At 46.4% G+C, this 12033-nt stretch carries 10 protein-coding genes; 9 read left to right on the top strand and 1 reads right to left on the bottom strand.

All coding sequences use genetic code 11. The features are described 5' to 3' along the window. Positions 1-10: 10 nt before the first annotated feature. The 8 genes from AAA942_RS12660 to AAA942_RS12625 all read left to right on the top strand — a co-directional run bounded on the left by AAA942_RS12660 (position 11) and on the right by AAA942_RS12625 (position 10109). Positions 11-274 carry a DUF4212 domain-containing protein gene (locus AAA942_RS12660; RefSeq protein WP_338220642.1) on the top strand — a complete coding sequence of 88 codons (264 nt, stop codon included), beginning with the start codon at positions 11-13 and terminating at the stop codon, positions 272-274. Positions 275-298: 24 nt separating this feature from the next. Then, positions 299-1984: a sodium:solute symporter family protein gene (locus AAA942_RS12655; RefSeq protein ID WP_338220641.1), complete on the top strand. Its 1686-nt coding sequence runs from the start codon at positions 299-301 to the stop codon at positions 1982-1984. A gap of 85 nt (positions 1985-2069) precedes the next feature. Next, on the top strand, positions 2070-2270 hold the full coding sequence (locus AAA942_RS12650; protein WP_338220640.1) for a hypothetical protein: 201 nt from the start codon (positions 2070-2072) through the stop codon (positions 2268-2270). Further along, positions 2260-4989, top strand: a complete 2730-nt coding sequence (locus AAA942_RS12645; RefSeq protein ID WP_338220639.1) for a sensor histidine kinase — start codon at positions 2260-2262, stop codon at positions 4987-4989. The genes AAA942_RS12650 and AAA942_RS12645 overlap by 11 nt, the downstream gene beginning before the upstream one ends. Further along, positions 4982-5338 (top strand): response regulator transcription factor, encoded by a 357-nt coding sequence (locus tag AAA942_RS12640; protein WP_338220638.1) that lies wholly within the window; start codon positions 4982-4984, stop codon positions 5336-5338. The genes AAA942_RS12645 and AAA942_RS12640 overlap by 8 nt, the downstream gene beginning before the upstream one ends. A 24-nt stretch (positions 5339-5362) precedes the next feature. Then, the gene (gene acs, locus AAA942_RS12635) at positions 5363-7255 is read left to right on the top strand and encodes an acetate--CoA ligase (protein WP_338220637.1); all 1893 of its coding nucleotides are present in this window, start codon (positions 5363-5365) and stop codon (positions 7253-7255) included. A gap of 242 nt (positions 7256-7497) precedes the next feature. Then, on the top strand, positions 7498-9441 hold the full coding sequence (locus AAA942_RS12630) for a DUF294 nucleotidyltransferase-like domain-containing protein (RefSeq protein WP_338220636.1): 1944 nt from the start codon (positions 7498-7500) through the stop codon (positions 9439-9441). Then, the gene (locus tag AAA942_RS12625) at positions 9438-10109 is read left to right on the top strand and encodes a 3'-5' exonuclease (RefSeq protein ID WP_338220635.1); all 672 of its coding nucleotides are present in this window, start codon (positions 9438-9440) and stop codon (positions 10107-10109) included. The genes AAA942_RS12630 and AAA942_RS12625 overlap by 4 nt, the downstream gene beginning before the upstream one ends. Here AAA942_RS12625 and AAA942_RS12620 read toward each other — a convergent pair whose 3' ends face one another. Continuing rightward, positions 10110-11495 (bottom strand): DUF4403 family protein, encoded by a 1386-nt coding sequence (locus tag AAA942_RS12620; protein WP_338220634.1) that lies wholly within the window; start codon positions 11493-11495, stop codon positions 10110-10112. Between the two features lie 76 nt (positions 11496-11571). On the opposite strand from AAA942_RS12620, the gene ytxJ reads away from it, so the two are divergent. Further along, positions 11572-11910, top strand: coding sequence for a bacillithiol system redox-active protein YtxJ (ytxJ, locus tag AAA942_RS12615; RefSeq protein WP_338220633.1), 339 nt, complete (start codon positions 11572-11574; stop codon positions 11908-11910). Positions 11911-12033 lie beyond the last annotated feature (123 nt).

Raw genomic sequence — 12033 nt, 5'->3', positions numbered from 1 at the left:
CAAAACCACCATGTCAAACCAATCACAAAAAATGAAAGCCTATTGGAAAAAGAACCTTCAGACGTTGACGGTCCTGCTTCTAATCTGGTTTTTGGTCTCCTTCGGATTCGGTGTATTACTCGTCGAACCACTCAATTCCATCTATCTGGGTGGATACAAACTCGGATTCTGGTTTGCCCAACAAGGCTCCATCTATGTTTTTGTTATCCTGATCTTCGTCTATGTATGGCGGATGAACAAGCTGGACAAAGAATTCGACGTAAACGAAGATTAATCCCCACACTAAACACACCAAGAAATGGACATTTTAACCTGGACTTATATACTTGTCGGAGCCACATTCGCACTCTACATCGGGATCGCTATTTGGACTCGGGCAGGCTCCACCAAAGAATTCTACGTAGCCGGAGGGGGAGTATCTCCTCTTGCCAACGGCATGGCCACAGCAGCGGACTGGATGTCAGCCGCCTCATTTATCTCCATGGCGGGGATTATTTCCTTTGCCGGCTATGACGGCTCGGTCTACCTCATGGGATGGACTGGAGGATATGTTTTGCTTGCTTTGCTATTGGCACCTTATCTGAGAAAATTCGGAAAATTTACTGTCCCTGATTTTGTAGGAGACCGCTATTATTCAAAGACCGCCAAAATCGTTGCTGTTATCTGTGCTCTGTTCATTTCCTTCACCTATGTGGCAGGACAAATGCGTGGGGTGGGGATCGTTTTCTCCAGATATCTCGAAGTACCCATTGAGTGGGGGGTAGTGATAGGGATGTGTATTGTGTTTTTCTACGCAGTATTGGGTGGCATGAAAGGAATCACCTACACTCAGGTGGCACAATACTGTGTGTTGATCTTTGCCTATATGGTCCCTGCTATCTTCATCTCCATGCAGCTGACAGGCAATCCAATTCCCCAATTGGGATTGGGGGGATCCTTGGCTGATGGCACTCCACTTCTAGAAAAACTGGATGGAGTACTGACCGAGCTGGGCTTTGCGGAATACACATCAGGAAGAAAAGGCATGACGGATATCTTCATGATCACCTTGGCCCTGATGGTGGGTACTGCAGGTCTTCCCCACGTCATCGTTCGGTTTTTTACCGTGCCAAAAGTAAAAGATGCTCGACTTTCGGCTGGATATGCTTTGGTTTTCATAGCCATTCTTTACACCACTGCTCCTGCAGTAGCGGCGTTTGGCATCTACAATGCCATCAATTCCACTTCGGAGAAAAACATCAGCGAACTTCCAGCCTGGATTTCAACATGGCAAAAGACCGACCTCATTCAAGTAGAAGACAAAAACGGAGATGGAAAAGTACAGTATGTAGCAGATCCCTCCACCAACGAACTAACTATAGACCGGGACATCATGGTCTTGGCTAGCCCTGAGATCGCCCAATTGCCCAACTGGGTCGTGGGGCTAGTGGCTGCGGGAGCTATGGCGGCAGCCTTATCCACCGCTGCGGGGCTTTTGTTGGTTATTTCCACCTCAGTTTCCAGAGATCTTTTCAAGACCTTCAAACCCGAGATTTCCGAGAAAAAAGAGCTGAGAATTGCAAGAATCGCTGCCGCAGGTGCGGTGATTTTGGCAGGATACTTTGGTGTAAACCCTCCCGGATTTGTAGCCCAAGTGGTGGCATTCGCCTTTGGATTGGCTGCCGCTTCCTTCTTCCCTGTGATTATTATGGGGATATTTTCCAGCAGGATCAATAAAGAAGGCGCTATCTCAGGGATGATTGTTGGCTTGGTATTTACCTTGGCCTACATTATTTTCTTCAAATTTATCAGCCCCGAAATCAATACCGCTGAGCATTGGTGGTTTGGAATTTCCCCCGAGGGGATCGGATCAGTAGGCATGATACTGAATCTGCTCGTCTGTATTGTGGTGTCGAAGTTTACCCCCGCACCACCTCAATCGGTGCAAGACATGGTACAGGAAATTCGAATCCCAAGAGGAGCGGGAGCTGCTCATGATCATTAATGAACAAAAGGAGCGGGACAGACTACTTCCGCTCCTTTTCTTCCCCACCTAAAAACTATAAATTGGGTTTCTACCTCAGCCAAAGATGAAAAAGCAAGCTTTGATTTTTGTATTTATTTTGGGTTTTGCTCTGTTGAACTACCCCATTCTCCTGCTTTACAATACCCCTAAAAGCATTGCGGGAATTCCAGCTTCCTTCTTGTTTATTTTCCTTTGGCTTTTGGTTTTGACTGGTTTGACTTTTTTTACTGTGAAAAAATTCAACAAATCCTCCGATGCTGAGTAGAGAGTGGATCATAGCGGCCACTTTTTGCTATTTGGGATTATTGATCGCATTGGCTTGGTATACCGAGCGAGAAGCTGCCAAAGGAAAATCCCGAAGTGCACACCCTTGGGTCTATGCGCTTTCGCTGGCGGTTTATTGTACAGCTTGGACCTACTTCGGATCAGTAGGCCGGGCCTCTACCAACGGATTGGAGTTCCTGACTATCTATATCGGCCCTTGCCTGATTGCTCCTCTTTGGTGGATCATCCTGCGGAAAACCATCCGGATTTCCAAAGCCCTCAAGATCACCTCCATTGCCGACTTTATCTCTTCCCGATACGGCAAATCGGCTCATTTGGGAATCTTGGTTAGCATTTTCTGCATCATCGGAATCTTACCCTATATCTCTATTCAGATCAAAGGGATTGAAAACTCGCTCGAAGTACTGAACCTTGCCGAATTTTCTCAAAGCGACTTTAATTTCTGGAACGACACGGCATTTTATGTAGCCTTGGGCTTGGCTGGTTTTACCATATTCTTTGGGACCAGAAATCTCGATGCCACACTAAGGCATGAAGGTTTGGTCATGGCTGTCACCTTTGAATCCGTTTTTAAATTATTGGCCTTTCTTGCCATAGGGATTTTCATAACGTTCTTCCTTTTTGACGGACTTGGGGATCTATTCACCCAGGCAAGTGCAGCTGGACTGGACAGACTATTCGTACTGAATGGGGATGCAGTATCGGATTGGTTCTGGCTGGGTCTCCTATCCATGGTTGCGGTGATGTTTTTGCCAAGACAATTTCACATGGCTGTAATTGAAAATACCTCCGAAAAACACATTGATACCGCCATGTGGCTTTTTCCGCTCTATCTCATTTTGATCAATTTGTTTGTTCTTCCCATTGCATTGGCAGGCCTCCTGCTTTTCCCTTCCGGGACGGTCAATCCCGACACCTTCCTCCTGGCTATTCCTATGTCCAAGAATGCGCATGGATTGGCCCTGTTGGGATATTTGGGAGGGTTTGCAGCAGCTACCTCCATGATCATTGTCTCTACCATTTCCCTCAGCACCATGCTGAGCAACAATCTGATCATGCCTATTCTGGTATCCAATCGGAGACTTCAGGATCGACTTCGCACCCGCCTTCCACAGATTTTGGCATGGACTCGACGAGGTATTATCCTATCCATCATCCTGCTGGCTTATTTCTATTTCAGAAAACTGGGAAATAACGCCACCTTGGTCTCCACCGGACTCATTTCCTTTGTTGCGGTGGCACAGCTGGCTCCTTCCATTTTGGGAGGGATTTACTGGAAAAACGGCTCCAAACTCGGCGCAATACTGGGCTTGTGGACAGGTATTTTGGTTTGGTTTTTCACTTTGATCCTGCCTATTTTAATCCAAAACGGATATTGGGACCCATCGGTATTGTCTCAGGGTTTGTTTGGAATTGTATGGCTAAAACCTACCTCACTTTTTGGAATGGAAGGGATGAGTTCGATCACTCATGCTTTCTTTTTCAGTGTATTCTTCAACACACTGATTTATGCCGGAGTATCCCTTTTTACTCATCAGACCTCAAGAGAGCATAATCAGGCTTTGATTTTTGTCGATATTTTCAAATTGGGAGACAATCCAGACCGATCCACCATCTGGAGAGGACAGGCCACTCAGGAAGCATTACAAAATCTGCTCGAGACCTTTTTGGGAAAGAAAAAAGCCCAAAAAGCAATGGAAAAATTCTTCCAATCCAAGGGGATTCCGGCCAATGAAAGACGCTGGGCCGACCCAGAACTGGTCAACTACTGCCAGCGCTTACTTTCCGGGCACATAGGCTCGGCTGCGGCCCGAATCATGATCGAATCCATCGTCAATGAGGAAGAAATCAGCATGGAGGAGGTCATGGGAATTCTCCGTGAAACACAAGAACTGAAAAACCTAAATCTAGAATTAAAGTCCAAATCCAAAGCCCTCCAAAAAGCCTCCGAAAATCTTCAGGAGGCCAACGAAGCCTTAAAAATATCCGATATGCTTAAAGATGAATTTATCTCTACCGTCACGCATGAGATGAAGACTCCCATCACCTCCATCCGGGCATTTTCTGAGATTCTCCAGGATGAAAGCATACAGGAGGAGGATAAAAAAAGATTTTTGCAGATCATCATTGACGAAACAGACCGGATGACAAGACTGATCGATCAGGTATTGGATTTGGAGAGATTTGATTCAGGTAGGCAAAAACTCAATTTCGAACGGGTATCCCTTTCCGAGCTCGTCGAAAGCTCCATTTCCAGTATGGCTCAGGTATTTTCGGACAAAAATATCCGACTGATTTCACGGATCTCCACTTCCCAAAACACGCTCTTTCTGGATGAAGACCGCATCAAGCAGGTCATTCTCAATCTCTTGTCCAATGCCGCAAAATTTGCCAAGTCTGAGGTCAGACTTTCCGTATTTGAATCTGCCGACCAAGTGATTGTAGAAGTATTGGATGATGGTCTGGGCATCCCCGAGGAGGATCAGCCCTTTGTTTTCGACAAGTTTTTCCAGGCCAAAAACCAAACTTCCAAAAAGCCTGTCGGCTCCGGTTTGGGATTGGCGATTTCAAAGAAAATTGCCGAATACCATGGAGGACAGCTTAGACTGGAAAGCAAGAAGGGGAAAACAAGATTTTGGATGGAAATCCCCCTGGAAACCTCGTTCAAAGTACCTCAAAACCAAGTAGCCCATGAGTAAGATTTTGATTGTAGATGATGAGCCCAACATCCTCTTGTCCCTTGACTTTTTGTTCAAAAAAGAGGGCTATGAGGTTTTTATCGGCAGAAATGGCGAAGAAGCCATGGCCTTGGTTCAGGAGCATCAGCCCAATTTGGTCCTGCTGGACATCATGATGCCTTTGGTAGATGGCTATGAAGTATGCGCTTATATCAAAAAAGAATACCCTCAGATCAAGGTTATTTTCCTGACTGCGAAGGGAAAAGCCAAGGACAAAGAAAAAGGGCTCAGCCTAGGTGCAGACCTTTACCTCACCAAGCCTTTTTCTACCAAGGAAATTGTATCCAAAGTAAAAGAATTAGTAAACTAACCATAAATCCAAAATACAGTAACCATGAGCGATAGACTGCACACCCTGAGCGGGTATCTATATGAATACCAAAAAAGCATAGCCCAGCCTGAAGAATTCTGGGCTCGAATCGCGGACTCATTTTTCTGGAGAAAACGCTGGACCAAAACCCTGAAATGGAACTTCCAGGATCCTGATATCCGCTGGTTTGAAGGAGGCAAATTGAATATCACAGAAAATATCTTCGAAAAACAGCTTTTCACCTTGGAAGATACTCCCGCCATCATCTGGGAACCCAATGATCCCAATGAAGCCAGCCGAACCATTACCTACCGTGAGCTGTATGAGGAAGTGGGAAAATTTGCCAATGCACTCAAGGCCAAAGGAATCCAAAAGGGTGACCGGGTCATCATCTACATGCCCATGGTCCCGGAAGCGGCGGTAGCTATGCTTGCCTGTGCCCGAATCGGAGCTATCCACTCGGTAGTTTTTGCGGGATTTTCCAGCACTTCTCTGGCTGATCGAATCTTGGACTGCAAGGCAAAAGCTGTCCTGACTTCCGACGGGAATTTCCGTGGGAATAAAAAAATTTCCGTCAAGGCTGTCGTGGATGAGGCTTTGGAAAAAGCTCCGGTAGAAACGGTCATCGTCTACCAAAGAACCCAGCAGGAAGTCGTCATGACTGCAGGAAGGGACTATTGGTGGCACGAGGTCATAGAGGGAGTTTCTTCTACCAACAAAGCCGAAGTAATGGATGCCGAGGACATGCTCTTTATCCTTTATACCTCAGGATCCACCGGTAAGCCTAAAGGAGTGGTCCACACCACCGCAGGCTACATGGTCTATACCAAATACTCTTTCGAAAATGTCTTCCAATACTCCCCTGGAGACGTGTATTGGTGCACGGCTGATATCGGCTGGATTACAGGACACTCCTACATCGTCTATGGACCGCTGTTGGCCGGGGCTACCACGGTAATGTTTGAAGGAGTCCCTACCTATCCGGATGCGGGACGCTTCTGGGCTATAGTGGAAAAGCACAAGGTCAATCAGTTTTACACTGCCCCGACTGCCATCCGGGCGCTGCAGGCCTTTGGTACCGAACCGATTGAAGGTTATGATCTGAGCTCACTGAAAGTCCTGGGCTCCGTCGGGGAGCCAATCAACGAGGAAGCCTGGCACTGGTATCATACGCATATCGGAAAGGGAAAATGCCCGATTGTGGATACTTGGTGGCAGACCGAAACGGGCGGGATTATGGTTTCCCCTTTGGCAGGTATCACTCCCACCAAGCCAGCTTATGCGACTTTGCCTCTCCCCGGAATACAGCTTTGCATCGTGGACAGTGAAGGAAATGAACTGACTGGCAACGGGGTGGAAGGTAATCTTTGTGTCAAATTTCCCTGGCCTTCTATGATCCGAACCACTTATGGGGATCATGAGCGATGCCGACAGACCTATTTTTCCACCTACAAAAACATGTACTTCACCGGAGACGGAGTGAAGCGGGACCACGATGGATACTACCGAATCTTGGGTAGAGTAGATGATGTGATCAATGTTTCCGGCCACCGAATGGGAACTGCTGAGGTGGAAAATGCCATCAATGAGCATCCATTGGTTATCGAATCAGCGGTGGTAGGCTATCCTCATGAAGTAAAAGGCCAAGGTATCTACGCCTATGTCATTTGCGACATGAAAAACCGAACCGAGGACAACTTGGTCAACGAAATCAAGGATACGGTATCCAAAATCATCGGTCCGATTGCCAAGCCGGATAAAATTCAGATCGTACCTGGTTTGCCAAAGACCAGATCAGGGAAAATCATGCGTCGAATCCTGAGAAAAGTAGCCGAAGGCGCGCTTGATTCCATGGGAGATACCTCTACCTTGCTCGATCCGGAAGTGGTTGAGAAAATCATTGAAGGAAGAAAATAAAAATAGATTTTAGACTCGAGACACAAGACGCTAGACCTTGGAAGAACTGACTGCCGAAGCTTTTCCAAAGTTTGAAACTTTGGAAAAGCTCAAAAGCAGATTTAGGTTCTGCTCAAAAGGATTAAATGAAAAAGAAAAAAAGTGCCAAGTAAAAACTGAACATAACACTTTAATCTTCATTCTAATGTCTTTTGTCTAGCATCTTACCTCGTGATTCTTCCATCTAGCCTCTTGCCTCTACTATGAATGTCATTGTCAACCGAGTCGCAGAATTTCTCAAAAGATTCCCTCCTTTTTCATTTTTGGAAAAGGAGGAGCTTTTTCTTGTGGCTGGACAGGTTGAAATTCATTACCTGGAAAAGGATCGGATTTTCTTCCATCAAGGAGAACCTGCCCGACCCAACTTTTATGTCCTGAAAGAAGGGACCATCCACTTGGTCGAGTCCACTACTACAGGAGAAGAAATCCGGGAAGTGTGCGATGAGGGGGATGTCTTTGGGGTTTTGGCACTTTTGGGCAAAAGACCTTATTTGCTGACCGCCAAAATCACCGAAAACAGTCTAGTCTACGCGATTCCGGTTTCGATTTTTGAAAAAATTCTGGAAAAAAACGGCAAGGTAGCCCTATTCTTTGCCGCCGGATTTGCAGCAGGACAGGTAGTGGTCAGGCAGGATCTTTCCCAAGGTCAAAAGGCGAGAAATGAACTTCGCTCTCCCTCCAATGATCATTCTCTGCTGATTTTCAGCGACGAGTCCTCTTTGAAGATCAGCGAAAATATCCTCACCTGCGCACCGGAATTGACCATCAGCGAAGCCGCTATGCGGATGACAGAAGCCCAGGTGAGCAGTATTGTGGTTTGCTCTCCTGATCTGAATCCCTTAGGAATCGTGACGGACAAGGACTTGCGGACCCGGGTTTTAGCCAAAAATCTGGATCCGGCTAGCCCTATTCAAGACATCATGACCAGTCCTGTAATCACCAGAAAGAGGAAGGAGAATTTTTCTAACCTCTACCTGACCATGATACGAAATCAGCTTCACCATCTCGTGCTCACCGAAGATGGGACGGACCAATCCGAAGTGAAGGGATTGATTTCTGACCATGATATCTTCCTGTCCATGGGCAACAGCCCCGCTATCCTCATCCACGCACTGATCAATGCCAAGGAAGTTTCAGAGATGCGTGGGATTCGTGATAGGGCTGAGGCCATGCTGAAGTATTATCTGGAAAATGAAGTGGCGATGGAATTCGTGGCTTCTGTGATGACCGAGATCAACGATGTAATCATTAAAAAGGCGGTGAAATGGTCTCAACAACAGCTGAAAACTGAGTTTCCGGATTTGCCAGAAATCAAATTCACCTTCCTTTCTCTGGGAAGCGAAGGAAGAGAAGAGCAGCTCCTCAGAACAGACTTGGACAATGCCATCGTCTTCGAGGACGTCCCAAAAGAGTTTCAGGAAAAAGCAAAATCTTACTTCCTTCGATTGGGCGAATCGGTGATCGAAGCCTTGCTGGCCTGTGGATTTGAGCCCTGCCCGGCAAAAATCATGGCCAACAATCCGGACTGGGTTCAGCCTCTTTCGATTTGGAAGTCCTACTTCAGTCAGTGGATCGTGACCCCTACCCCGGAAGCCCTACTCAAATCCTCCATTTTCTTTGATTTCCGCGCCGTCACGGGGAATCCATCGCTGGCAGAAGAGCTTTCTCAGCATATCTTCCAAGAAATCCGAAAGCACAAATCTTTCTTGAGTTTCCTGGGTCAAAATGCACTCAATACACCTCCTCCACTAGGATTCTTCAAGGATTTTGTGGTGGAAAAATCAGGTGAACATCGGGATCAGTTTGACATCAAAACCCGGGCTATGATGCCTCTGACTGACCTGGCCCGTCTTCTTATCCTCAGTCATGAGGTAGTCGGGATCAACAATACTTTTCATCGATTCGAAAAGCTCGCTGAATTGGAACCCAACTACACCGATCTCTTCACTCAGGCAGGAACCGCCTACGAAATCCTTATGCGCATGCGCGCCCTTGAAGGACTGCAGCAAGGCAACAATGGACGGTTTTTAAACCCTAAAACTCTTGGCAAACTGCAAAGGCAATTGCTGAAAAACACCTTTTCTCCCATTGCTGAGCTTCAGCAGATCGTCGAAATCCGCTTTCAGCTTGACTACTTCCGAAGATGAGTGGGTGGAAATTTTGGCAAAGTGAACCGAAAAAACCGGATTTCATAAAGGAATATCTGGAGAGAAATGCACAGAAAATTCCGGGGATCAGAACCCTCGATCAACTGGAATTTGTGGTCTTGGACACTGAAACGACAGGCTTTGACCTAAAAAAAGATCAGCTGATCTCTTTCGGTGCGGTGAAAATCAAAAACAGAAAAATTCAGGTTTCGGAAAGTGTTGAACTCCGCCTAAAGCAAAAGTCTCCGGTCAGCCAATCGGTGAGGATTCATGGGATTTTGGGAGACGAAAAAGCCCTTTCGCCTGAAGAATTTGCGGAAAAATCCATCCGAATTATTGGAAACTCAATTTTGGTAGGCCACCATGTTCAATTTGACTTGGAGATGCTACTTCAAGTCTATCGACCCTTTGGACTTGGCCAATTCCCCAATCCTGTGCTGGATACGCTAAGCCTTTGCATGAGGCTAGACCATGGTCCATTGGCAGATTATTCGCAGATCAAAGCTGAGGATTACAGCCTGGACAGCCTTTGTCAACGGTTTAGAATTGAGACCGACGATAGACATACGGCTTCGGGAGATGCATTTTTGACCGCTCAGTTACTTCAGAAATTATTGATTTTGGCAGAAAAAAAGGGGATTGACACCTTTTCCAAACTCATCCGCTAGCTACTTCCAGCGAACTTCTACCTCACCGGTAGCCATGAGATGGATGCTCAACCCGAGCTTGCCCGGATAAAATCCCTCAGGCACCATCTCCAAACCCACCACTTTCAAATCCGCAATTGGAGTTTGCAATCCCAGTCGATTCTCGATTCCTGCAAGACCCATGGCAAATGTTTCTTCCAGAGGGAATCTCATTTTGGAATTAAGCTGACGGATTATTTTTCCTCTTTTTAGCTTCGCTCCCAGCTTTGCCTTCCCGCTTTCACTTTCCAGATAGAAATCCACATCCCGAAAGATCAACGCCTTTTCCCCTGGGTCAAAATCCGGCTTTCCTACCAAAAAGAGCCTTCCTGTGATTTCTTTATCCCCTTTTTCCACTGCCACAAAATCCATCCAAATCCCCAACTTCTCACCAAAGGCTTGAGTCTGGAAATGACTCGGGATAAAGTAGGCCGATTTGCTGATCCGGATGCGCTGATTTTCAAAATTGCTATCCAGTAGCTCATTCAGTTCAGCATAGCTCAAAAAGAAAGGGACCCTAATTTCAAGGAAATTGTCCTCCCTCGAATTTTCAGAAAGAGGGGGCAAAGGAAATGCCCTGGAAGGCGCTGCAGCGGCCGGATGAGGATTGACCTTCCCGCTAAGCCCAAGAAATAGCTGATACCCCCGCTCTGCATCGACTTTTTCATGGATTTTGATGGAATCGGGCTGGATAGAAAAGGCCATCTCCTTTCCCAACAAATCCACAAATACAGGCTTCCCTGCCTCACTCCAGGCTTGATCCACGATCGGCTTCAGCTGCAAAAGATCCTTCTTCCCCACTAGCTTTTCAGAAGCAAAAGCACTGACCTCTTTTTGGATGAGGTTGGTCAAATCCAGTTCCAAACCCATGATATTGAGTGCCATTTTCCCTCCCAAATCCAGTAATTCAAAACCCGAAACACCCAAAGCCCAATTGGGGAACACTTGGGGATCGACCTGAAAAACAGGGCTCATAGACTGATTGATCGGTATTTTATTCTGAAAAAGGTTCCTAAGTCCTCCCGGCTTAAGGCCCACCTCTCCGGTGACTTTCAGGGGCACGGTCAACTCCAATCGGGAAGAATCCACTCCTCTCACCTGAATCCAACCATCTCGGGAAAAACTCAAATCTCCCAGAACACCGCTACCCAAATCCAAGCCTTCCTCCGCAAACAAAACCGGAGGAATCCGTTGATTGACCAACTGACTCAGCGTTTCAAAAGGAATCTCCAAGGGGACATTGACACGGGAATACGCATTGGGTACTGCCGGAGATGGAGGGGTAGCAGTGGGGTCCAAACTTTTGCAGCCGGAAATTACCCATAGTATCCCCAGAAAAAATCCTAAAAATTCACGCGTTTTGCTCAATCTTATCATCTGTTTTATCCAAATGGAACTAAATTTATCCAGCAAGAATTGCCCCAAAAGTAAGGATTGAGAGAAAATGAATTGGAATAAACTTACCATTCCCTCACAATTAGAGGAAATCAAGGCCCTGAGCTTTGAAAAGCCTGTGCTGATTTTCAAACACAGCACCCGATGCTCGATCAGCAGCATGTCTCTTGACCGCCTGCTTCGTAACTGGAAGGAGGAGGACAAGGAAAAAGTAGAGCCTTTCTTTTTAGATTTGATTGCGTATCGAAACCTTTCCGATCAGATTGAAGACTTTTTTGGAGTACCCCACCAAAGCCCTCAGGTCCTTTTGATCAAAGACGGTACGGCCGTTTACGAAAATAGCCATTTTGGAATTTCCTATCCGGAAATCATGTCGAAAATTTCTTAAGCAAAAACTGCTGTTCGATAGGCGAATTCGACCATTTATCCCCTAGATTTTCCGTTCCAATTTTTTGTCAAAAAAGGGGTTAAACCTTTCATTCATCAGATAGGTCAAAGTAAGAACTTTGCA

Source organism: Algoriphagus sp. oki45 (assembly GCF_036245605.1).
Classification (GTDB): Bacteria; Bacteroidota; Bacteroidia; order Cytophagales; family Cyclobacteriaceae; genus Algoriphagus.
The sequence above is the reverse complement of the archived record's forward strand: the minus strand, read 5'-3'. Positions and strand labels throughout refer to the sequence as shown.